Origin of the sequence: Flagellimonas amphidinii (assembly GCF_013090115.1) — a bacterium.
GTDB lineage: Bacteria > Bacteroidota > Bacteroidia > Flavobacteriales > Flavobacteriaceae > Flagellimonas > Flagellimonas amphidinii.
In genome coordinates this window covers 475,933-500,201 of sequence record NZ_JABFNN010000039.1, presented here as the reverse complement: position 1 = coordinate 500,201, position 24,269 = coordinate 475,933, and the positions used below count along the sequence as shown (strand labels likewise).

21 protein-coding genes and 1 pseudogene are annotated in these 24,269 nt (G+C 34.3%); 21 read left to right on the top strand and 1 reads right to left on the bottom strand.

From position 1 onward, the window contains the following. The first annotated feature begins 225 nt into the window (after positions 1-225). From HJC33_RS14160 to HJC33_RS14080, 17 genes and pseudogenes are all read left to right on the top strand, one after another. Positions 226-1,845, top strand: a complete 1,620-nt coding sequence (locus HJC33_RS14160) for a hypothetical protein (RefSeq protein WP_171659471.1) — start codon at positions 226-228, stop codon at positions 1,843-1,845. Positions 1,846-1,849: 4 nt separating this feature from the next. Next, positions 1,850-2,488: a DUF1906 domain-containing protein gene (locus HJC33_RS14155; protein WP_171659470.1), complete on the top strand. Its 639-nt coding sequence runs from the start codon at positions 1,850-1,852 to the stop codon at positions 2,486-2,488. A 346-nt stretch (positions 2,489-2,834) separates the two neighbouring features. Next, complete coding sequence (locus HJC33_RS14150; protein WP_171659469.1) at positions 2,835-3,557, top strand: DUF547 domain-containing protein; 723 nt, start codon at positions 2,835-2,837, stop codon at positions 3,555-3,557. A gap of 27 nt (positions 3,558-3,584) precedes the next feature. Next, entirely contained in the window at positions 3,585-4,469 is an 885-nt protein-coding gene (locus HJC33_RS14145) for a hypothetical protein (protein ID WP_171659468.1), read from the top strand. A gap of 138 nt (positions 4,470-4,607) precedes the next feature. Beyond that, positions 4,608-5,870 carry a POTRA domain-containing protein gene (locus tag HJC33_RS14140; protein ID WP_171659467.1) on the top strand — a complete coding sequence of 421 codons (1,263 nt, stop codon included), beginning with the start codon at positions 4,608-4,610 and terminating at the stop codon, positions 5,868-5,870. Between the two features lie 1,098 nt (positions 5,871-6,968). Continuing rightward, positions 6,969-7,979, top strand: coding sequence for a helix-turn-helix domain-containing protein (locus tag HJC33_RS14135; protein ID WP_171659466.1), 1,011 nt, complete (start codon positions 6,969-6,971; stop codon positions 7,977-7,979). A gap of 197 nt (positions 7,980-8,176) precedes the next feature. Then, on the top strand, positions 8,177-9,277 hold the full coding sequence (locus tag HJC33_RS14130) for a DUF2911 domain-containing protein (RefSeq protein ID WP_171659465.1): 1,101 nt from the start codon (positions 8,177-8,179) through the stop codon (positions 9,275-9,277). Positions 9,278-9,398: 121 nt separating this feature from the next. Beyond that, positions 9,399-10,772: a serine aminopeptidase domain-containing protein gene (locus HJC33_RS14125; RefSeq protein WP_171659464.1), complete on the top strand. Its 1,374-nt coding sequence runs from the start codon at positions 9,399-9,401 to the stop codon at positions 10,770-10,772. Between the two features lie 4 nt (positions 10,773-10,776). Next, positions 10,777-11,475 carry a S1 family peptidase gene (locus HJC33_RS14120; protein WP_171659463.1) on the top strand — a complete coding sequence of 233 codons (699 nt, stop codon included), beginning with the start codon at positions 10,777-10,779 and terminating at the stop codon, positions 11,473-11,475. A gap of 75 nt (positions 11,476-11,550) precedes the next feature. Then, positions 11,551-12,063 carry a DUF1579 family protein gene (locus tag HJC33_RS14115; protein WP_171659462.1) on the top strand — a complete coding sequence of 171 codons (513 nt, stop codon included), beginning with the start codon at positions 11,551-11,553 and terminating at the stop codon, positions 12,061-12,063. Positions 12,064-12,067: 4 nt separating this feature from the next. Continuing rightward, a complete protein-coding gene (locus HJC33_RS14110) occupies positions 12,068-13,246 on the top strand; it encodes a retropepsin-like aspartic protease (protein ID WP_171659461.1) in 1,179 nt (392 codons plus the stop codon). 139 nt (positions 13,247-13,385) lie between these two features. Then, the gene (locus HJC33_RS14105; RefSeq protein ID WP_171659460.1) at positions 13,386-14,336 is read left to right on the top strand and encodes a TolB family protein; all 951 of its coding nucleotides are present in this window, start codon (positions 13,386-13,388) and stop codon (positions 14,334-14,336) included. Positions 14,337-14,477: 141 nt separating this feature from the next. After that, positions 14,478-14,609, top strand: a pseudogene (locus HJC33_RS17505) (hypothetical protein); the annotation flags it as partial. Then, complete coding sequence (locus HJC33_RS14095; protein WP_246245559.1) at positions 14,606-15,940, top strand: alpha/beta hydrolase family protein; 1,335 nt, start codon at positions 14,606-14,608, stop codon at positions 15,938-15,940. The pseudogene HJC33_RS17505 and the gene HJC33_RS14095, both read left to right, overlap by 4 nt. A gap of 273 nt (positions 15,941-16,213) precedes the next feature. Continuing rightward, positions 16,214-16,693, top strand: coding sequence for a nuclear transport factor 2 family protein (locus HJC33_RS14090; RefSeq protein WP_171659459.1), 480 nt, complete (start codon positions 16,214-16,216; stop codon positions 16,691-16,693). 2 nt (positions 16,694-16,695) lie between these two features. Beyond that, positions 16,696-18,447, top strand: a complete 1,752-nt coding sequence (locus HJC33_RS14085; protein ID WP_171659458.1) for a TolB family protein — start codon at positions 16,696-16,698, stop codon at positions 18,445-18,447. Then, the gene (locus HJC33_RS14080) at positions 18,448-19,746 is read left to right on the top strand and encodes a DUF885 family protein (RefSeq protein WP_171659457.1); all 1,299 of its coding nucleotides are present in this window, start codon (positions 18,448-18,450) and stop codon (positions 19,744-19,746) included. A 40-nt stretch (positions 19,747-19,786) separates the two neighbouring features. Here the strand turns inward: HJC33_RS14080 and HJC33_RS14075 are convergent, their stop codons facing one another. Beyond that, entirely contained in the window at positions 19,787-20,284 is a 498-nt protein-coding gene (locus HJC33_RS14075) for an Arm DNA-binding domain-containing protein (RefSeq protein ID WP_171659456.1), read from the bottom strand. 519 nt (positions 20,285-20,803) lie between these two features. On the opposite strand from HJC33_RS14075, the gene HJC33_RS14070 reads away from it, so the two are divergent. The 4 genes from HJC33_RS14070 to HJC33_RS14055 all read left to right on the top strand — a co-directional run bounded on the left by HJC33_RS14070 (position 20,804) and on the right by HJC33_RS14055 (position 23,944). Beyond that, the gene (locus HJC33_RS14070; RefSeq protein WP_171659455.1) at positions 20,804-21,886 is read left to right on the top strand and encodes a hypothetical protein; all 1,083 of its coding nucleotides are present in this window, start codon (positions 20,804-20,806) and stop codon (positions 21,884-21,886) included. A 406-nt stretch (positions 21,887-22,292) separates the two neighbouring features. Further along, a complete protein-coding gene (gene mbpA / locus HJC33_RS14065) occupies positions 22,293-22,589 on the top strand; it encodes a mobilization protein MbpA (protein WP_171659454.1) in 297 nt (98 codons plus the stop codon). Next, positions 22,586-23,455 (top strand): relaxase/mobilization nuclease domain-containing protein, encoded by an 870-nt coding sequence (locus HJC33_RS14060; protein WP_171659453.1) that lies wholly within the window; start codon positions 22,586-22,588, stop codon positions 23,453-23,455. The genes mbpA and HJC33_RS14060 overlap by 4 nt, the downstream gene beginning before the upstream one ends. A gap of 21 nt (positions 23,456-23,476) precedes the next feature. Beyond that, entirely contained in the window at positions 23,477-23,944 is a 468-nt protein-coding gene (locus HJC33_RS14055; RefSeq protein WP_171659452.1) for a DUF6730 family protein, read from the top strand. Positions 23,945-24,269 lie beyond the last annotated feature (325 nt).

The following is a 24,269-nucleotide window of genomic DNA, read 5'->3' as shown; positions in this document are numbered from 1 at the left end:
CTGTGCAAATACTTAAATGAAATTCTGTATAGTATTATATGATTAATATCTTTTTCAATTACAAATTTAGCTTCTAGTTAAGAATATTAAATTATTATTAAATAAGATAATACTTACGTAAAGCACAAGAATTTACAATAAAATTCCTTAATTTTCAATCACTTCCCCTTATATAGAGTCCCATCGACTCACACAATATATTATCAACCTAAACACAATTTGAAAATGCTTTACTTACTTTTTATGTCTACGGACGAAGACATTTTATCTGTCAAACTGAACCCTAGCTGGGGTAATCCCGATGGTATCTTTTATTGGAATGATATCAAAGCACTTAGATTATCATTGGAGGATAATTCCACTATAGTTGTTGTTGCACATGGCAATAATGATGAAATAGGAAATAGTAAACCTGGAGTTATCGATATTGATGCGCCTCATTTCTTATACCTTATTCAAAACAATATGGACAAACTAGCCATTCCAGGAGAAATATTTATTTCTGCTTGTGGAGAAGGAATTGCACAGTTCTCAGCAGCGGTTAGATTAACCGCAGAAACCAACAAAATATGGGAGAACACTAAAATTTTTGGGCATCATGACGCTGTGGTTGGCCCTGTTCCGCCTAGAGGAGATAATTCTTGGACTGAAATCTTTGGGAATAAGAACAAATCTTTTGCGGTAACTGACCTTGCTGCCCAAAATAATGACCATTCCCATGACAATAATAATTCTAATACAGCCCCGACCATTCCTGTAAAATGGCCATCAAGGAGTATTAAACCTCCATTATCGGCAGAAGAGAAATATAATCAACCTACCGTGAAACACTATGTGTTCAATGAAACCGGAAATATTATGATTTCTTCTACAGAACCGGTAACATCAAATATAGATCCAAATACAAAAGATCTCTTTGAAGAGGTAGCTGTTTTCTTTGCAGCCATGACCAAGGCAATAACCAGTACAACAAAACCTAATGCTACTCCACCCTATAAACCTACCGACTATTATACCATTTACGATTATGTTCCTTTGGAAAATATAGTTAATCGAAGTGGTATGTTTGTCAATGTACATCGGGAAGACATGACATATACCATGGAAAAAGATACGGTAAGTATCAATCTAAAATTTGTAGAAGCAGTTCTTGGAGTTGCCCTAACTGATGGTATAGGGGCAGAAGCATTGATGGCGACATTGAATGCAATGGGGAAACAAGCCACATTTTCATACAACAGAACTACAAAAACTGATAAAATCGGCAATATTCTTTTTGTTTGTGAGTATCTATTGGGATTACCAATTGTAAGTGTACTTTACTTTTATCTGGATGAGTCGGAAACATTGAAAGTAGTAGAATTTTCCCCTTGCTTTAAGGCTACTCATGCTGATGAGGAACTAATTGTCCATAAGGATACCTTCTTGTTTGTTGTTCCAAACTGGATTAGAAAATATGCTGGAGATTTAAGCTCCATTGATCAAGATGTTGAGTATAAGTTATTGGTAAACCAATTAGAATCTTATATATCTACGAAGCCAATAATTCTTGATGTGGATCATGTTACTGATCAGGTGTTGATTACAGGACAATTGTATTCTGTTAGAGGTGTTAACTTTGGAAAAACAGCTGGAAAAATATTTGTAAACGGAATAGAGCAAACCCAGGCTGTCGAAAATGGCAGTCATAGTTCACCATGGTCCGATCAGTTGATTTCTTTTAAGGCCACTTCTCCAGGTGGAACTGATACTACAACAGGCCCCATTTTAGTTCAAACAGCTGGAAATAAGCCTGAGTTTGGGACTAGTGTAAGAGATTACACCATTAAACCAGCATCACACTAAGAACATGAAATACACTATAATTGATACCCCTTGGAACACTCTGGGCAAAGTTAACTGTCTGCTTGATCAGGGAATAGATACAGTTGTACGTTATTATTGTCACAACAACTCAAATCAGCATCCCGAAAAAAAACTTGGATTGAGTGAGGCCAAGGAGCTATCAAAAATGGGAATAAACATAATGGTTGTATACCAAAACGTTCAAAACAAAGGGGTATACTTTTCTAATGCATCTGGGCTTAATGCTGGCCTGGATGCATTTCATTGGGCTAAGCATATTATTGGACAACCTTTGGGAACGGCAATTTATTTTTCGATTGATTATGATGCAACTATGAGCGATTTGAACCAGTTAATTGTTCCTTATTTTCAAGGTGTTAAGAAATCTATTAAAGAAACTTATGAAATTGGGGCTTACGGTTCAGGAATGGTTGTTAATGAATTAAAAAGCAGGGGACTTATCAATTACCGTTGGTTGAGTGAATCCACAGGTTTTATCGGGACAAAAAAAGCCTTGGAAAATGGAGATTACGAACTTAGGCAGATACTAACTAAAGGCAACAACCTCTGCGAATTAGATTGTGATTTCAATCTAAAAAGAGACAATGACACAAAAATTGGAAGCTTCATCTTGAAAAATTAGCGGTTAACATTACAAACATGCTGCAAAAAGGTGTTATTGAATTTCTTCAATAGGTATACTAATTACGGTATACTTGTTTTTTGTATTCAATTGATAATATACCCTCTTTTCTTTAAGTCTACCATTAAGCACATAAAAGTGCCAATAACCTGATTATCAAATATTTTCTGAAAAGTATATTTCTCTTGACTTCCCAATGACGCAAAGGGTGTCTGCTGATATGGTGGAAATCCGAAGATCATGCTTTTTTCAATTCTTAAAAAAATCATAAAATACAAAGAAGGTTGTATGGGAAGATTTTAAGGTTCGACAAAGAGAGCATTGCTATTTAAGAGAAAATTAAATTATGTATTTGAAAAAAATAATACTAGTAACACTGGTGGTGTTATTAGGGGTCAATGCCTTTGCTCAAAATACTTCTGAGTTTTTTTCTAAAACCGATGATCTCTTTCGAGAATATGTGAAAGAGGGGAGGGTGGACTACGCGGCCATAAAATCATTCCCAAAAAATCTACTTGAATTGATAGATTTGGCCAATGGCCTAACTATACCAAAGCAAGATGCCATGCGCTATCAAGCTTTTTGGATTAACGTCTATAATTTACTTGTCATCAAAGGAATCGTAGACAATTATCCGGTAAAATCTCCTTTAGATGTCCCAGGCTTTTTTGACAAGGTCAAATATGCGGTTGGTGGACACAATATTACGCTAAATGCAATCGAAAATGAGTTATTGCGGAAAAACTTTCCTGATGAATCACGATTTCATTTTGTGCTGGTATGTGCGGGTTTGGGATGTCCGCCAATTATAAACGGAGCGTATTTGCCCAACACACTAGAATCGCAGCTGCAAAGACAGACAGAATTGTCTCTCAATAACCCTGATTTTGTGAGGATTAAAGGCAAAAAAGTCGGACTCTCACAAATTTTTGAATGGTATAAGAAAGATTTTATCCATGAAGGGAAAAGTTTGGTGGAATATGTCAATCAATATAGAACCAACAAAATAGATACAGGCCTAAAGGTGTTTCATTACCCTTATGATTGGTCACTTAACGAAATCAAATAAAAACAATCTAATTAAAAAAAGCTATACATGAAAAAGAACAGAGCTCTAATGTCAATGACCTTAATTTTATCGACATTTTATATCGGGTTTTCACAAGATGATACTACCACTGTACAACAGACCAGTAATATACAGCAGTATACCCCATCGAAATTAATAGGAAAAGGACAATGGGATATCAAATGGTTCAACAATTTGTACACTCAGACAGAAAGTACCTTTACGGAAGGGAAGGAGCCTAGGCAAACATTTTTTACTTCAACTTTGGAAGTATATACAGGTATTGGCAACAATAAAAGGTGGAACATAGGAACTATTTTAGAATTCCGTTCCAATGTTGTAGGTGGGAGAGATGCTTTGGATGTTTTCCAATTTGACGGTGAAACAGGAACTGCACGGTCAGGACTCACCTCGATTGCCCCATCGGTTAAATTTGTTCCAGTGGCATCGCTCAGTAATTTTTCAATCCAGAGTTCCTTATTTATTCCCTTAGTGGATAATGAAACGGAAGATGGGGTGTTTTTGGACCAAAAGGGGTTTACATGGCAAAACCGCTTTTTTTATGACCATACTTTCAGCAGCGGGAAATGGCAGTTGTTCACAGAACTAAACTCTGAATTGAATTTTGGGGACAAAGAAGAAAGTTTTGCAAACAATAGTTTAAACTTGACTCCCGGAGTATTCCTTAGCTATTTTCCAAGCTCCAAGTTCACGATTTTGGCTTTGGCACAACACTCCCAAAGAATTGACCTCGGGAACGATTTTGAACAAGACTTTACGGCACTGGGAGGAGGTTTAAAATATCAGCTTACACAGGCATTGAACTTAGAGGTTTTGTATACAAATTTTGTTCGCGGCAACAATACAGGCCTAGGGGAAACATTTAATATAGGATTGCGTGCAATTTTGTAGCCAAGACTTTTTGTTATTCTTTTATAAAAACCTCTGCCCAATTTGGGTAGGGGTTTTGAACATTATATTGATTTAAGGAGTTGATAAATAAGTGTTATTGGAAGTATCAAATAATTTGACAGCAAACATAAAAACATTATGAGAATTATAATTTCTTTTGTCTTTCTGTTTCTACTTCCATTAACGACCCAGAGTCAATGGGTGTCCAATGTACATATCCAGGGGAACAAGCGCACTAGGAAAGCATTTATAGAAAAAATTATCCACTTGAGGGAAGGTATGGAGTTGGACTCATCATTGATAGAGCAGGATATATACCGATTGAAACGACTGCCCTCAGTGGCACATGCCTATTTTCAGGTTTCCCCAACCGAAAAGGAAGAAGCATACAATGTGGTTTATGGTATAGAAGAAAATTTTACCTTGATCCCCTTTGCCAGCATATATACTACAAATAATGATGAGTTTGCCTTTAGGCTTGGGTTACAGGAATTCAATGCAATGGGGAACAACATCATTTTGGGGGGCTTTTATCAAAAAGATGTTTTTGATTCCTATTCGTTTCATGTAAGAGCTCCTTATCTCTTTGGGAGAAGGTTTGGAGTAGCCTTCAGTTATCAAAATCTGACCACACAAGAACCTGTTTTTTTAGATGATGGGACTGCTGATTATCGGTACAACAATGAATCTTTCGAGTTATTGGGGTTGTATCAATTTGGATTAAGGCACAACTTAGAGTTGGGATTTAACATTTTTACTGAAGATTATCAATATCTTTTTGGCAGCACCGCTTCTGATGTTCCTCAGTCCTTTAAAGTAGATAAATATTTATATAAACTTATCTATAGCTACGATGCCATACAATATAATTATCAATACCTATCAGGTTTTAAGAGTACACTTAATGTGCAATATGTGCACAGTGTGGATGAACAACGGCTTCCCAAATTTATAATTGGGTTTAACGATTTCATTTTCTTTAAGAGGATCGGAAAAAAGGGGAACTGGGCGAACAGACTACGTTTAGGGCTTTCCAGTAATTTGGACACACCATTTGCCCCATTTGCAGTAGATAACAACTTGAATATTCGTGGAGTAGGAAACACTATAGACCGTGGAACGGCAGCTATTGTCCTTAATACGGAGTATAGACACACACTTTTGGATGAAAAATGGTTAGTAGTTCAAGGCAACTTTTTTGTCGATGGAGGCAGTTGGCGCAATCCAGGAGGTAATTTCAGTGATTTTGGAGATAATCAAAACTTGAGGGTATATCCTGGAGTTGGTATACGGCTTATCCATAAACATATTTTCAACGCAATATTCAGAATAGATTATGGATATGGTATAACCAGTGATAGTTCAAAGGGGTTCGTATTTGGAATAGGTCAATATTTTTGATGGAAGAGAAATTCAGTCAACTAACTAAAAACAATAAACCCACAACTGGGTTGCGGGTTTATTTTTGCGGAGGAAGAGGGTCTTTTTCAAATTGCACGAATCCACTGTTTTTAGGCCTTTTTAGCGGGTCAAAAATTTGGTGACACCGAAAAGGACACCACTTTAACTTTACTTTAACAACTCTATACTTTTTACTATCTTTTTGTTACAAATCAAAAGTAATATGGAGAAACATTTATTCAGAGGTTCAATAAATCGTTGGTTTTGCAGGACTAAGACGAAAAGGGATTAAACTTAGCTAAGAAACTATTTCTTTAGATGATTGATGGATTAATCAACAAAAAAGCACTTGAATAAGTGGCTTTTTTTGATATTGGCAGTAAGACTTCTACCATGATATTCTTTTTTTTGGTTTACATCAAAATTGTCCGTGTGTCAGTTCCATAACTTGACTATTTTGAAACGAACTTATTCCGAATCACATCAACAAAGGTAGTTGGAGTATTTGCTTCCGGGGTTTGAGGTGCGGCAGGATTCACTATAATTCCCTAACCCATTATATATTAGTCGTTTAAAAAACTTTAATTATATATGTTCACCAAATTGTACACTAAACTCAAAAAGAACTATTTAAAAACAAATTTAATTTGTCTTTACGGTGGGCAATTATACAATTTCCAATAAAAAAATTAAATAAATTTTACTTTTTAACGCATTAGATGGAAATTTTTAATACTCAATTTCAAAATAATGAATTAACGATTATAAGATATATAATGGTAAGAAATGCGTATATTAATTTATTCTGAATAAGTTTCAATTTACTTATAAATAATTTATTAAAAGTAAAAAAACTAAGAACTAGATTACTATTCTTTGACTATTTAGTTTAGTCAAAATAACTTAATACTTACTTAGCCTATATTCTAGTCTTTAATATAGATTATTTACGATTAATAAAATAAGTTTTTTAAGTTATAGAATTCCGATATTTACCTCTTAAATGTTATAATTTTTTAAGTTATAGAATTTATACAAGGTATAGCGACCTTTAATTTTTTACTTTTTGCGATCCTTATATGGTATCATAAAAAGAGGTTGGATATTGCCGTTTATGTTTTTTCATTTTTTTTATTAGGAAAAGGAATAACCATGGTCAGTAATTTGATTATTACTAAATCTATTTTTCCAGAAAACAATTACATTTTTTATATAGGGATAGTACTGAACTCTTTTCTATTTTTTTATGCACCTATTCTCTTTTTATTCACTATAAGTATTATTAAAGGGAATATTTCTATTAAAAAATATTGGGCACATTTTATTGCTTTTATAATATTTTTAGTATTGAATATTTTACTTGTTTCTATGCTTCTTATTAAAAAAGATAGCATTTTTACATCAAATGTTTTGTGGATAAGAAATTCTTTTGACAAACTATATTTCATACAAGTAATAGTTTATACACTTACCTCTTTTTGGTTAGTATATAGACATAAAAGCGAAAATTTAAGGTTTAAAAAAATTGCCAAATGGCTGAAACAAACCCTTATTCTTTTTTTCGTGATTTGGCTGTTTTTTTTAATAAGCTCGCTCATTACAAATTCACCTGAGCTAGCCACAACCTTTACTTTTATTGGTATTTTGTTGTTGTTGGTATTATCTAATATTATCTTATTTCATCTATTAAACAATCCAGAATTCTTTTACAATAACCTAACCGTGAAATTGCGTAAGGAAACCACCAATCCTAAAATAAACAAAGTGGTTTACGACGAGCTTTGTGATTTGGTTGTGGAGCAAAAACTATATAAGAAAGCGGACTTAAAGATTAGCGATTTATCTGAAGCTTTGGGTGAATCTGCCCGAAATATCTCTATTCTCATAAACACATTTTACAAGGGTAATTTCTACGACTTTATTAATTTTTACCGTATTGAAGAAGCCAAAATGCTTTTAAAAAATGGTAATGAAGACATGACGATTTTAACTATCTTATACGAATCTGGTTTTAATAGCAAGTCGGTTTTTAATGCGGTCTTTAAAAAAATCGAAGGACAAACCCCATCGGCCTACAGAAAAAATCACATCACTTCCCTATATGGGTAAACCCTTAGTTTACTAGACCTCTTTTGTTAAATCACTCTTAAAATAAGGTACTGATTTCCGTATTTACAGGAATTTGGACGACACAACTTGTTCTAAAAAGTATGTTTGCCCCAGAATTTTTATTTCGTTTTACCTAAAAAGACTCTTCATAAATACCTTTAAAATCAATTATAGATAAAGTTAAATGCACAAAAGAAATGAAAAAGTTCATAGTTGTACTATTTGCAGCATTTTTAATTCAGAATTTAACGGCACAATTTCACACATTAAATAAGCCGCAAGGGAGTCCAAGGGTTCAAGAAACCCAAAAGTTAGGGATAACCGAGATTACAATAGATTATGGAAGTCCTGCATTACGTAAAAGGGATGTTTGGAACAATCCTAATATTATACCACAGAACGGAAATCCTATAGCTTGGAGAGCTGGAGCCAATATGGGTACAACTATAGAATTTACAACTGATGTGCTAGTTGAAGGACAACCACTAAAAGCAGGTATTTATGGGTTTCATATTATTCCTGAAAATGACACATTTACTTTATTATTTGCTCATAATCACGATCAATGGGGAAGTTATTACTTAGATATAGAGAAGGATGTAAGCTTAAAAGTAACTGTAAATCCTGAGCCTTGCGCAAAGTCAGAACAGCTAGACTATGAATTCTTAAACAGAACCGAAAACTCATTGGTTATTGGATTAGAATGGGGCGAAAAACGAATTCCATTTAAAGTAGAAGTTGATTTAAATACAACTGTTGTAGAAAGTTTTAGAAGTGAACTACGAGGTATTAATACTTACCATTGGCAAGCATGGAACGATGCTGCTTTATGGTGTTTAAATCACAATACCAACTTAGAAGAAGCTTTACAATGGGCAAACCGTTCCATAGATGGCGGATATGGCGGTTTTGCAGCTGATATGAATTTAACGAATATGTCAACTAAGATCAGATTGTTAACAAAGCTAAATAAAACTGAAGAAGCTAAAACTGCCATTGCAGAAGTAAAGGAAATGAATGCCACTGTATATGAGGCAAATGGTTTTAGTAGGTTTTTACTTCAAAATGGTTTATATCTGGATGCATTAGATTACTGCAACATTTCACTTAAATCAAACCCTGATACATGGTTTTTGGAGTTGAATAGAGGTCTAAGCCAATATTTTTTGAACAATAAGAAAGCAGCATTAAAAGGTGTCAAAAAGGCACTAAAAACAGCACCAGAACAATTTCAATCCAGATTGAACGAAATTATAAAAGAGATTGAAACCGGAACATACAAACTACCCGGAAACTAAAATAGTCGTTAAAAATTAAATCGGGAGTGACTAATATAGAAGGTTGATGGTTTTTCATTTAATAGTGTGCGTTGTTCCTGATTTTACCATTTTTTAAGATTTAATAAAACTAAAGTAAAAGATGAAAACAAGATACATAAGTCTAATAATTATACTGTTATTGGCACAAAATAGTTTAGAAGCACAAACCCTAAAACGAAAAGGATTATTAGGGATTATGATGCAAACCTTAAACGACAGCATTACTGAACAATACAACTTAAATACAAACTCGGGTGCTTATATCACTACGGTAATGCCAAATACAACATTCTCGAGTTTAGGAGTAAAGCAAGGTGACGTACTAACAAAATTAAATGGTACATCTGTTAGTACAATTCAAGATGTTTTGGCTATTACTAGTCAGCTTTATGAAGGCGATACCATCGAAGCTGAATTTTATTCAAACAATAAAAAGGAAATAAAATCAACGGCTTTGCTAGGCAGGCCTATCGAAGCTTTTGAAAATGGGAATGTGACCTATGGTGAAGTGGTTTATGAAGGTAATATGTTGCGAAGCATTTTAGTTACGCCTAAGCAAGTTCAAAATGCACCTGTGATTTATTTCTTACAGGGCTACACTTGTGGTTCTGTTGAAACAGTTTCGAATGATAATCCAATGAAAAAACTGATGAAAGATTGGGTTGATGCTGGATTTGCAGTCTATCGAGTAGAAAAACCTGGAGTTGGCGATAGTCAGAGCAACAAGCATTGTACACAAATAAGTTTCAACGAAGAACTTAAGGCCTTTACAGAAGGTTATAAAGACTTATTAAAGCAAGATTCAGTTGATGTTGAAAACATCTTTATGTTTGGGCATTCTATGGGTGGTGTCATTGCACCGCTTTTAAACGAAATGAAAACACCACGTGGTATTTTGACCTACGGAAGCATTGCGCAAAATTGGTATGATTATATGGTAGATCTATATACTATCCAACCAAAACATTTTGGAGTGTCTGATACACAAATAAAAGAAGACAACAAGGTTAATTTGAAGTTTAACATAGACTTCTTGATTAATAAACTTTCAGGAGAAGAAATATTGGCTAACAAGGCTTATGCAGATTTTTTTAGCGCTAACGAACTCAACTTTAAACAGAACCAATACATTGGGCGTCATTTCGATTTTTGGCAAAACTTGGCCGATATCGATATTCCAAAAGCTTGGTCTAAAGTTAACACCAACGTTTTCGCCATGCATGGTGAATTTGATATTCAGGCCATTAGCCCTAAAGGCGCACAACGCATCGCAGAAATAGTTAACCAAAATGGTGGTAAAGGTGATTTTAAACTCATTAAGAATGCAGACCACGGTTTCGTAAATTTTAGTTCTATGCAACACAATGTGGAAATCTTGGGCAATGGTTCTTACATGAGTCATGCACGAGATAACTACAGTAGCGAGCTAGCTAAAGAAAGTATTGATTGGATGACCTCTAAAATTAAAAACTAAAGCTATGAATTACAACCTATTGATTGTCTTTTTAGTGCTAAATGTTACGATTATGTACGGTCAAATAGATTCTGTTTTTGTGTGCAAGGCAACATTTAAAAATTCAAAATTTGATAATGCCCATGCCGGAAGCGGATTCTTACTACGCCATAACAATAAGACCTATGCAATAACGGCAAAACATGTCTTGTTTTTTGCCAAGACGGACAGTATGAAAACCATCAGTTTTGGTGATGAATTAAAATCGTGGACCTTGTATTCTAAGCAAAGTAAAAGTAAAATTATGGCAGGAAAACTCATCAATGAAAACCCGAACGAAGCCATCGTTATGCCGCCAAAAGGCGACTGGTTAATTTTTGAAGTTACAGACAAGCTTCCCAAAAATACAGCCGTTTACACCTTAAGAAACATGCCTTTAAAACAAGGTGAAGACCTTCAGTTTATGGGCTATCCATACAAATCTGAAAGCCCTATACGGATAAACGGCAACTTAATTGGCCATACTCAGGACAAAAATCTAAAACTCAATGTGCCCAATGGAAACTACGGCGGTTGTAGCGGCGGTCCTGTAATTGACAGCAAAGGTAAGCTAGTCGGTATCGTTTCTATGGGCTATTTCAATCAAAATGAACAGAAATACGTTTTTGAACCCGCTTCTTTAGAATATTTCAGGTCAATAATAGAAAATTATCAATCAAATTAACAGTCAATATTGAACAAAGCAATAGTGAAAATTCTTAACTCCTGTACTCATGTAATGTCCATTAAATTCCTATGGATGCTAATAGTATTAACGCCATCATTATTACAAGCTCAAAAGAACAACGTTGACACTCTACACTTGCTTAATGGTAATTGGAATATTGAGAATTATGAGTGGAAAGCTAACACCTGGCACCCCATAGGCAGCACAGCCTCCACAATCACAATTGAACATCAGGGTAAATTCATGTCCGAAAAAGTGAAATACCTTTCTAAGTATGGTGAAATTAATTTGATAATCAATATTGGCTACGATAATCGGTTAAAGAAATTCAAATTATGTGCTATGGATAAGGAATATGGATATATGGATATTTATAATGGTGAATGGATAAATGAGGATTTAGTATTTACAAACTTAGATTCAGACATACCCGTAAAATTAGAAGATGGAAGAAAGTTATCTTTTAGACTTACATACTCTAAACTAAGTGATCAAACTTTTACGCATTTAGTAGAAGGTACTTTTGACAAAGGCAAAACCTGGTTTAGTTTTTCTAAAAGTGTATATACAAGATTAAAAGATTAAAAAAATGAAGAGTATTAATATAATGCAAAGACAAATTGCCATATTACTAGTTATTCTGTCACATTATTACACTTCATCTCAGAATACAAAACTTGATTTAGAAAAAAAAGAGGTGAATATACCCGTAGATTTAAGCACTCAAAGACCTATAATTGCTCTTAATATCAATGAAAAAGGGTCTTATAAGTTCATTTTTGACACTGGTGCGGGAAGAAACTTTATAGATGAAGAATTATCTAAGGAGTTAAAACTAGAGGTAATTGGCAAAGAATTTATAAGTTCCCCGGGTACCAATAGACAAGTAATATCGAATCGTGTTACGGTGCCACAAATTTCTATGACTAATGTATTGACATCCAAAAATGTCAATATGAACACAATGCCTCTAAGAAAAATGCTACCTATTCATGGCGTTATTGGAGGAATGTTTTTTAAGAACCATCTTTTGTCTATTAATTACCCTAAATCAATTCTTACAATAACCAAGGGAGAGTTAAAAGAAGACGCAGATAATGTTATTCCGTTTAATCAAGACTCCCGAATTTTAAGCACTGAGATAAGTGTTGCAGGCAATAAACAAGAGGCTCATTTAGATTCTGGAAATCCCGGAAACATAGATATTCCTTTTAAACTTAAAGATAAATTAGAATTTGTTAAAGAACCCTTGGAAGATGGTATGATACGTACATCGCTTGCAAGTCATAAAAGATGGAAAGCTACATTAAAAGGAGATATTGTCATAGGGAATTTGGTTTACAAATCTCCAGAAGTGAACCTTATAGAAGGATTTGAATTTGTAAACCTTGGATTTCAGTTTTTTAATCAATCAAAAATAACAATTGATAGAGTAAACAATCTATTGAAGATTGAAAAGTCTTCTTCTAAAAGGAAAGATGCTAACAATTTTGACATAACTGAATCTGCATCAAACGAGTATACAGGTTGGTATGGAGGAAAAGTTCGTAGTGTTTTCCTTGAGGATGGACAAATGTATTTACAACGAGTTGGAGGCCCTAAAATTAAATTGGAAATGATAAAAAAAGACTATTACAAGATGACGTTTTCAATGCCAACTGCAAATGAGTTGCCGAATGTTCAATTTGAGCGTAATGCAAACCAACAGATAACAGGTTTAACGTTTGTTCATAGTGACGGAAAGAAAGACTTTTCAAAAAAAGATTGAAAATAAAACCAAAAGATGAATGAAAATTTAAGCGATTATTATCTAGTATTTACCAATGTTTCATCAGTCCTAAATTGCATAAGTAAGTAGCAAGGTTTATTTTTTAAAATAGACCTGCACAAAAAGATAAAAAGCAAAAATGAAATATTTTTTAAACTATATATTATTATTAGGATTTATCTCTTTATTGGGATGTAAAAAAAACGCAAACAAAGGCACATGGTTTTTGACCAATAATTCTAATAATTTAGAGCAAGCTGAACCTCTAGCTCCAGGTATTATATCATCATCAAAAATTGAATATGGTGGTAATATTTCAGATAAATACAAAGAAATCTATTTTACAGTAAATGATACTAGCTGGAAATCGTCTTATGCAGCAGTTAGTAAATTTAAAAACAACAAATTGATCTCTAGAGATACGGTAAGGTTTGCTGGTAAAACAATGCAGGGTGGTGATGCGCACCTTTCTCCAGATGGAGATAGGTTATTCATAGCATCTAGGTTAAGTAAGGATACTACCGTTAATGATGGTAACATTTGGGTAGCTACACGTAATAAAAAAGGTTGGTCAAAGGCAGAAAAACTTCCGTCAACAATTAATACGGCATTAGGCGAATATTCACCTTCTCAAGCTAGTTCAGGAAATATTTATTTTACAAGGTTTACTGAAGAAACACACGGCGATATCTATGTTTCTAAATTTATTAATGGTAAATATCAGGAAGCTATAAGGTTACCAGAATCTGTAAACAGTAAGTTCATAGAATGTGACAGTTGGGTATCTCCAGATGAGTCTTTTATTTTATTTGTAAGAAGAACTGAAGATGGTTTTAATGATGGTTATGGATTTTTTGATGTATATATTAGTTTTAATGAAAATGGTAATTGGTCTGAAGCTCAAAACCTAGGAAAAGATTACAATACAAAATTTACGGAAGGTAGTCCTTCAATAACTCCCGACTCAAAATATATACTTTACACATCTAATAGAAAATCTAAAGACCCAAAAAAATTTGATGGCTCTTTAGATATATATATCCAAGAATTTGAATTAGAAAAAATCAAATCAAAATCAATAATTAACTAATTAAAAAATCAATGAAAAAAGTAACAATTATATGCTGTTAATTTTTAAGCTGAATTGTTGTATGTGCTCATAAATCATAAACTAAAACCATAATAATTAAAAATGATAGTATAGGAGTTAGAGGCGACTAATCTTGAAGCATTACAATCTGCAACTATAAACGCAGCAACAAACTTGAAACTCGAAAATGAATATGGACTAGTGAAAGCAAATTTTAAGGCCGACTTATTGCTATTAGATACAAATCCTTTAGTTAGAAACAGTATAACATGAAACTAAATAATCAACATTTGAAAAGGATAATAATAATCTTCATGTCATTTGGAATATTTTCTTGTAATTCAAACAAGGAGATTAATAATGGAGACAAGACAGGCAGTTTTAGCGGTGTATTTGAACATGGAAATTTTTTAGATAAGATAAGCTTTGAAATTGAACAAGATTCTGCCAGCTTCAAGGTTTTTTTTACGAGTTTAGAACAAAATGCAAATAGAATTCCCTTTCAAGGTGTTGAATTAAGAGATGATTCTATCAGTTTTAAGTTGCAAAGTGATTTTTACACTTACTCTTTCAAAAACAAATGGATTGAAAATAACAGCAAAGTTCAGGGAGCTCTTACTGTAGACTCAATTACAGTTCCTTACACTTTAGAAAAAGAGTTGCCAAGTAAAGGCCAATATCCAAAAAATGAGGATGTTAGTTTTATATCCAATGGATTGAAAATAAATGGTACGATTTGGTATCCAAAAAACGAAGGGAATAAGGTAATAGTAATTCTGACTTCATCTGGAAATGCAAACCGGAGTGCCTCAAGAGCAGAGGCTAAACTTTTTGCACAAAGGGGATTTACAACATTTCATTATGACAAAAGAGGAACTGGAAATTCGGAAGGCGATTGGCAAATAGCTACGATTGACGAACTTCTGATGGATGATATAAATGCAATCAAGTTTTTTTCTGAAAAGACAGGTATTTCTCTTACGAACATTGGAATTAAAGGTAGTAGCCAGGGAGCTACCAAAGTTCCATATGTATTAACTGAATTGGAAAGTCTGGAATATGGTGTTGCCGTAAGTTGCCCTGGAGTTCCATTACTTGAAAGCGATTTAAATTATTGGAAAAACAGAAATGCAGAAGTAATCGGAAATGAAATTGAAGCCGCTACTATATTTCAACGAAAGGTTTTTGAGTTTATAGCAGGGAAACTATCCAGAACAGATTTAGAAAAGGCTATAGATAACGAAAAATCTAATTCATGGTTTTCCAATGTATGGGTACCAAATCTGGATGAAGTCCAAACAGATAAAAAACTGCTATATAGTCCAATACCTCACTTTGAAACAACAAAGCAACCAATTCTGATTCTGCAGGGAACAAAGGATGAAATAATACCAGCGAATAGTTATGAAATCATTTCAGAAGCACTCATAAAATCAGAGAATGACAATTTTAAAACCGTTTTATTAAAAGGGGCCTCTCATTCAATGTATAATATTGGGGAAAGTGATTTTCCCTATTGGTCTAAATTGCATCCTGATTATTTAGCAACGATTGAAGACTGGATAAATACTGTTTCTAACAATGTATCCTATGAAAAGCCATAGTCCAGTGTCCCAAAGATAGCGAATATGTGTTTTTTGTCTTAAACCACCTTTTTCATATACTAACCGATGATATAGCTAATACATTCAAGATTAATTATATAATTAAAAATGTAATGATGATTAATAAAGAAGGTAGAGAATCAAAATTAATTCATATGACTGAAGCTGTAAAAAATGAAAGCGAGACATATAATCCTGAAACTCTTACTTACCCAAATGAGATTATAAAAATCATGACTTCAGGGTCTGATCAATAAATTAAGAAACTAAAAAATGAAAAATATATCCGTAGTCTTAATTGTATTCATATTGTTCAATAGCTGTTCTCAACAAGAAGAGGTCTATAAAATTTCTGAGAAGGATAAAAAAGAAATTGAAGCACTTAAAAGAAGTATTCCATTGGTGCTTGCTAATGATGGATGGGAACCTTACGAAAAATTGTTCTCGAAGAATTACGAAAACTGGCACATGCTAGGTGACCAAGTTCGTAATAGGGAGGATTATCTTTCTGCTGTAAAGCAATGGTACGATGCAGGCAACAGAGCTACAGGTAGCGAGGTAGAAACCATAGCTTTTATCCCATTATCAGCCCATAAAGTAATGTATTTACACAAGCAGGTTGAAAAGTTCAATTTGGCAGAAAACGACAACCAAACGTCTAGGGATATTCGCTTTGTGAGCATTTTTGTTAAAGAGGAAGGTGAATGGAAAGTTGATTTTACAGCTTTTATGGATGCGCCCAATACAAATTAAAGATGTACAGAACCATTGTTTTATTATTAATAGTATTGGTATCCTTCATAGGGTGTCAGAACAATACTTTGCCATTTTCCCAATTTGAGAATGCGACAACGCCCCTAGTCTTAGGAAAAGGGACACTATCCTTGGACTCCGTTCAATGGAACAACGTCTATGTGGCCAAGACCAAGGAGCTTTATTTTACCAAAATGGGCAAATCCGCATCCATCATTCACAAAATGGATTATAAAGATGATGGTTTTAAAAACCTCGAAAAGATTGCATTTCCTGATGAGTCCCCACATTCAGACATTTATGTTACAAATGACGGAGATACCATGTTGTTTTCCTCATTAATGCAAGAACATGTAAATGATACCATTTCCGATTGGAATATCTGGAAATCCGTAAGGAAAAATGGTAAATGGCAGACACCAATCCCCTTTTTTAACCAAAATTTGGAAGGAAACCAGTTCTACCCATGGTTAACCCGAAGCGGCAACATCTATTTTGCCATCACGCCTCATGGTTCTGGCAATAGCGACCTCTATGTGTCTGAATATAAAAACGGAGCATATGGGACGCCGAAAGCGCTACCTGCACACATTAATTCTAAAAGCATCGAAGGTGATGCCTATGTAGCACCTGATGAAACCTATATAATTTTCGCAGGTTTTGAAAGAGGGCAAAATCTAGGTAAGTCCGATTTGTTCGTCAGTTTTAACGAGAACGGTAATTGGACAACCCCAGTTTGGTTAGGGGAAGAGATTAACTCTGTAGGCTATGATGGGAGCCCCTTTGTTACAGAAGACGGCAACTACTTAATCTTTACCAGCAGCAGGGGTAGCACAGATGAGAACACATTTTTTAATCATTATATCGTTAAGTTCAATCCTGAAATATACAGAGCCAAATCTAAAACATTGGCTAACTATTTAGCACAAATTGGCAACACACCATCACAATTAGATTTAGGAAATATTTCTACAACTGGAATTGAATATGGAGGAAGTTTGTCTCTAAAAACCGAAGAAATAGTTTTTACAAGAGCTTCGGACGATTTTTCATCAAGGAGCATGATGCTGAGTGAGTTTAAGGATGGGCAATTTTCAACTCCTCAAGAAATGAAAATTGGTGAAATAATATACAAAGGGGCCAGCGATGTTCAATTTTCCAATGATGGAGCGTACTTATATTTTAAGATGAGAGGGCATATATTAAATGATTCCCTTAGAAAAGATGGTAATATATGGAGAAGTAAGCGTAATGGTGATTCATGGGAAAAAGCAGAATTGTTACCAGAGACCATTAATTCAAAAATTGAGGAATATTACCCAATACCTACCAATAGCGGTAACTTGTATTTCAGTAGAGAACTTCCAGACACCAGTTACGATATTTATGTGTCTAGATTAGTTAATGGGGAATATCAAAAAGCAGAACGCCTACCAGATTATATTAATACAAAACTACTGGAATCTGATGCATATGTTTCACCAGACGAATCATATATGATTTTTGTGCGAATGAATGCTGAAGGGGATTTGGGAGTGTCTGATTTATACATCAGTTTTAATGAAGGTGGAAGTTGGAGTCATCCAATAAATATGCGTTCAATTAACAGCAAAGGCGTTGATGGAAGCCCTTTTGTAACTTCTGATGGAAAACATTTAATATTCACTTCTACAAGAGATTCAGAAAATCCTGAAAATTTTGATGGCCATTTAGATATTTATGCCGTTAAGTTTAACAAAGAAAATTGGAGATAAATGAAACTACAACATTGCATAATATTTGTGTGTTGTTCATGCTTCATGCAGATTTCCACGTCGCAAAACCCAGCTTTCGATAATTTACGGGTTGATTTTATTAAAGGTTACACCAAGCTGCAAGTTCCCGACCTGCAAATCGATTATGTAAATACTTTGCAATCAATAAAATCAAAAGATGATGTACAATTTCAGGAAGCTTTTTTCAAAGACATAAACAAGAAACTACAAAATGTCGATGTTTCTTCATTACCAACTGATCAAAAATTAGATTTTCATATACTGCAATATGAGACACGACTAAATTTGATTCGCCTGGAACTTGAAAAAAAGTGGAATCCTAAAGAAAAATTAAACAGTAATAGTAGTATATACACAGTTCAAAATGGTAAAGAATGGTATGCTTATCTGTTGAAAAGGTGGGTAGATCTTGATACAGAACCAAACAATATGTTCCGGTTTGGTTTAAAAGAAATAGAAAAAGTAAAAAGTGAAATGAAAATGATTCAGTTAGAATCTGGTCTTTCCAAAGAAGCTTTTTCAAAATTTTTAAATGATTCGACATTTTATTTTCACCATGAACAAGATGTTAAAAATGCCTTTTTAAAGATTAAAAGTAAAGTGGCTCATACTTCAGGAGAGCTTTTCCCTTACATTAAAGATATTCCAGATGTTTCTATTACTAGAGGCACAAATGATGCTTTGGCACACGTACCAGCCTATTACGGAAATAGAACTTTTTATTTCAATTTTTTTGATGAACCATTTAATAAAAGGCAACTGGGCTGGTTTTATGCGCACGAAGCCATACCAGGACATCATTATCAATTTATGGTAAATGATATTGTTAAAAGAACAGAGTTGCAAAACTTATTTTGGTATGCAGGATTTGCAGAAGGCTGGGGAGCCTATGTAGAATATTTAGGTAATGAGCTAGGCGTTTTTAATAGCATTTATGATGAGTATGGTAAATGGGAGTGGGATTTAATTAGATCGGTAAGAGTATGTTTAGATGTTGCTATAAATTATTATGGTTGGTCAGACGAGAAAGCATTAGAGTTTTGGAAAAAGCATATTGAAGACCAAGATGATATTGGTATACGAGAAATTAATAGGATGAAACGTTGGCCAGCGCAAGTAATTACATATAAATATGGGGCTAATCTTTTATTAAAGCTCCTTAAAAAAGCCAAAAGAAGCAAAACTTTTGACTATAAGAAGTTTCATGAAAACATCTTAAAAAATGGAGATATTCCCTTATCTGTTCTTGGAATTTTGATAGCTTCGGAAGAAGGATAAAATCATAGATATCAGAACTTTAGAATTTTTTAATGCTCCTTTATCGGCCGGTTTTTTTTACAATTAAGGAGGTTTTCCCACTATCCTTCCTTTTGTATTCGAATTGAATATATTCTGCCAAATGACTTCTGGCAGTGCGATAGCGTTCAGCTGTTCCCTCGGCGAAATCCTGACCCACAAGACTATCCACTTGATTGTTATGTTCTTGAAAAACCTCCAGAAGCATTTTGTATTTCTGCCCTTTACCTAAATAGGCATCCCTCAATGATTCCGCCGTAATCGGATAGTCAGATTCTTTTAACTTTTCGGCATGCTTATACATGTCAGTTCTCATTTTGGCCAAGTACACATTGAGTTGCCTAATTTCTGGTGAAAATCCCTGAACCATACTTTGTGCAGCGTTCCATTTGTGTGGATAAGTCTTTCGATGGGTACTCATTTCAACCCGTCTACCATTGACGGTGATTCTGAGATAAATCATTGCCCTTCCTTCGCTGTCGGCTTTGCTCTTTTTGAGGTAGAATAATAGTGAAACCATAAACTGACACCTATTTAAACGATTATTTGCTTCAAATTAGGAAAAATTATTTAATTAGTTATCCTCGTAATACACTGACTGACAATATTTTAATTATTGATAGGTGTCAGTTGGAATAAGAATTTGGATTGACACCGAAATGGACACTTTTTAACATAATTTCAAATGACGTCATTTGATGCCCTAAAAAATGAAAACCCTGTAAATCAATAATTTACAGGGTTTCTTGTTTTGAGATGGTGTCTCTCAGCGGAGGAAGAGGGACCAGAACTAAATGTTTAAGTTATTGATTTTAAAATAGATATAATCCCCTATTTTTGTGATACTCACCGCATTACTCACCGATTAGAATATTTGCTTATTCGGTCGTGAATTATATGATCAATTCTAATTTATTAAATAGTGATTAACGACAGAACCATTTTTAATGATCAATTATATCTTTTTGCTGCAAGATATGTAGCCAAAATCGCGGAAATTCCCAAAGGATCGGATTATTCGTACTATAATCAAAGGCAATTGTTGTATGCAGAGTTGTTTGAACAATTGATGTTATACGACAAGATTGCTATAAAAATTGATCGTTTTAGCCTTGGACTGCATTTATTGATAAAAGAGCTTGGTCTTGTAAGGGTTGAGGAATTAATAGAAAAAGATATAATTGAATTAGTTCTTTGGAAGCCAATAATAGTAAGTTCAACTGGAACAGCTAAAGAAGACCGTTCTATAGATAATTCAACCATTTTTGGACAACCTCCTTTGGCAACAGGATATCATTCTGATGAAGATTTTAATACCGAAGCTAACATTGATAAAGTTCTTAATGCTTTTAATTTTCGGGAGTCTTCCAAATCCAGATTTAAACAAAAGGCTCTAAAACAGTTTAGGTACCCAAATTTAGATATCGCCGAAAAGTCCTCTGAAATAGTTATTGATGCCTATACATCTAATAAACTGAAAAATCTTAACCTTCCTTTTGAAAAAGACCCAGGTCAATTGAATTTAAAGGAGCGTGCAATACTTTTTAAATTAGGGAGTGATGTCTTGACGACTACGGTTCTGGCAGATCTTAATATACTAAGCAATAACAATTATGCTCACATTTCTCTTATAAATAGTGCTGTTAAAGACATTGAACGTGCCCTAGAGGTAGAAAAGAACAACTCTGAAATATTTCAAATTGAAAATATTCCGACTTTAAAAAGTCTCATTCTAGAAAAAGAGATTAGGTTTAATGATGTTTTCCTTTTAAGAGATAAAAGGATAGCACAAGAATACAGGAATTGGCTTCATAAAGTTTCGGACAGGGACGATGCGTATTCAATTACCAAAGAATATATAAATGAGATTACTGGAAAAAACAATTTCTTCGAAAGCAACAAGGGTAAAATACTTCGTACAGTCGGTATGTATGGCTTGGGAACAGGTATAGCAGCGTCTATCTCTGGTTTGGCCGGTGCAATATCCGCTCTCTTTTTAGTTAGAGGGGCTGAACTAGGGCTTGGTCTATTCGACTCATTTGTCTTGGATGGTCTTTTGAAAGGGTGGAACCCTAGAATGTTTACTGAAGAAGTAGACAAATTGAGAAAATTAGAAAATTAAAACTGTATTTTGAAAATATTTTAAGTTTCAAATTTCTAGAAGAGTAAGGGTATATGTATGGTAATAATTTATTGCAATACTACCACTAAACCGCCCCCAAATCTTACCATAACTTACCTTGCGCCGGAACCTGTTCCGATTTTATAGTATCCAGATAGGTAAGCGTTTGGTAAAATCGGAATAGGGCGCATGTCTTATGCTGCTTCATGATTTCCAATTTTCCAAAAATCCCTTATACTTCTTGAATATTTGTTAAGAGAACCTCACTTTCCAAGTTAAAATTCCCTTTTAAACCATGTTCTGAATTATTGATTGCTAATTTGAAATTAGTAGGCAATTCAAGATGTGTCTTTGTTGCCACAAAAGACAATCTTGCTTTGCTCCCGAAGGTTGCAAAGAGAAAAGAATGAAAAGGGACTACATAAAATTCCGATGCAGTATTTATGAAAAGAAGGTGCTGAAGAAAAGAGCACAAAGGGCGGGCATATCCCTTTCAGAATATTGTCGTAGTTCGGCATTTGGCAATAACATCATCGAGCGTTTGACCGAAGAGCAATTGGAACACTATGCCATGTTGGTCAAATACAAGAACAACTTTACAAGGATTGGCAATATGTTCAAAAAACGCAATCCCAAACTTGCAATGGAAGTGGAACAGCTGGCAGAAGAAATCAGAAAACACCTTTACAATTTCAAAAAATGATAGGCAAGGGAAAGTCCATATCACATACCAGGGCATCCATCGGCTATGGTTGGAACCAAGAAAAGAATGCTGAGATTATACATAGACAACATGTAGCTGGTCTAACACCAAAAGAAATAACACAAGAGTTTAAAATTATACAAGAACAAAACACAAGATGTAAAAACAATACCCTGAGCTTCGTACTAAGTCCGACGATTGAAGATGGTAAAAATCTTAGTCAAAAGAGACTTAAGGAACTGACCCATAGATTTATCAAACGGATGAAATTAGGGAACAATCAGGCCATCGCTTTTGTGCATCGAGACAAACAACATATCCATATTCACTTATATGTCAATCGCATCGGTTTTAACGGAAAGGCTTACAAAGACAATTTTATTGGAAAATGGAGCCAACTGGCCGCCCAGGAAGTTGCCAAGGAAATGGGATTGACCACTGTAAAAGAAGTGCAACAGGAAAAGCAGAACGAGCTAGGGAAATTACGAAGCGAAATAAAACGATTTCACGAAAAGGTGATGGCAGAGAACAAACCAAGGGATTTTGACCAATACATCAAATACATGAAGAGGTATAAAGTAAAGGTCATTCCTTATATGAACAAATCGAACAAGTTGCAAGGGTTTCGATTTGAGTACAAGGGCCAAAATCTGAAGGGCAGTGAGGTACATCGTTCGATGTCAATCAACAACTTAGCCCTCCAACTGTCCAAGGATAATGAAAAAGGAATTCTTATGAAAGGTTCAAATACCATCCAACTTATGGGTAAGACCGTGGAGTTGAGTGCCAATATAGCCCTACACTTTACTAAGAAAATAATTAAGAAAACCATTAAAAAAGGCTTGGAGACTGGTATTGGAATATAAGCATCATTAAAAAAGTATATTATGAAAAAGATGGATGAAATAATGGAACTGTTGACGGAGGAAATCGAAGGTTTCAACCGTTCAATAGGAAAACTGGAAGACCTTTCTAAAAAATGGGACAACTTAAAGATAAAGGTTGATTACTCAAGTATAGATTATTACGTTAAGGATTTCTTACGGCAACAGGAAAAGATACTGAACAGCTGCAAAAAGAGCACTGTGGAGACCAATCGAACAATAAAATCAGCGACTCTGGTTCCTAGATGGCTCATTAAACTATGTTGCATTGCAACAGGTGCCTTCTTGTTGACCCTAGGATATTTTGGATATCATTTTGTAAGATTTGAGGAAAATATGGAAGAGGCTTCTGAAAAGGGTAGGGAAGAGGCTATTTCCGAACTGAGAGGCTATTTCAGTGACCATCCAATCATTTATAAGGATTTTCAAAAGTGGGCCAAAAAGAAAGATTCCGTTTCTCGTCAGGAGTAGATTGCGCCCTATCGGGTTTTTGCTGTACGCTTATCTGCCGGAACACTACAAAAACCCGACAGGATCCATGCGCAAAAGTTAAGGGTAAGGATTTGGGATAGTTCATGGAGGACTAAAAAAGGTTGGTTTTACGGAACTTAAGTTTTCATATGATACGGACGAAGCATATTACTTCAAATGTAAATCTTAGCGTCAAATTATTGGACAGTTTCTGTAAAGTATTTAGACAGTTTCAAAATTTTCTTTAAAGAAATTATTTTATAAATATCTGATAATTAGATAAATAAATTATTGGCATATTTATAGTGTATGCCAAATAAAGTCT